This is a genomic window from Halorubrum sp. SD690R, assembly GCF_005435035.1.
In the GTDB taxonomy this organism is placed as follows: domain Archaea; phylum Halobacteriota; class Halobacteria; order Halobacteriales; family Haloferacaceae; genus Halorubrum; species Halorubrum ezzemoulense.
The window spans coordinates 1-436 of sequence record NZ_SGTV01000147.1 but is presented as its reverse complement, the minus strand read 5'-3'; the positions used below and the strand labels follow the sequence as shown (position 1 = coordinate 436).

The window sequence follows — 436 nt, the reverse complement described above, 5'->3', positions numbered from 1 at the left end:
ACGTGTTTCGGGTACCAACTGACCGGCCAGTCTCCGACCGGGTCTCTCTGTCGACGATGGTCTCGATGTCCATATTCTATAACCCGAACCCCAACCAGCCCAGAAGTACCAGACCTCTCGACGATACACCAGACGACCATTTCCATCGCTGATACCAACTTACGGAAGCGATTAAATCTGATTCTTGGAGGTGCTGTGGCTCGGCCACCGTCTTCAGGCCAAATTATAGGTGTTCTCTATGCAAATCCCGCTAACAGCCCTTCAAAACGCCATTATCAGGTTGGGTAATTTGGGGGGAGGTATTATTACTGGCGAAAAGAACGGTTGCATAGGGTCAGACAGACCCGGATCAACAATGCTAACGGAACTAACGAACGACGACGACCGCGGGCAGGTCGGTATCGGCACCCTGATCGTGTTCATCGCGATGGTGCTG

General features: G+C 52.5%; 1 protein-coding gene. It reads left to right on the top strand.

Translation table 11 applies throughout. The features are described from left to right. Nucleotides 1-238: 238 nt before the first annotated feature. A partial coding sequence (locus tag EXE41_RS19825; RefSeq protein ID WP_321167065.1) for an archaellin/type IV pilin N-terminal domain-containing protein occupies nt 239-436 on the top strand: 198 nt, incomplete at its 3' end.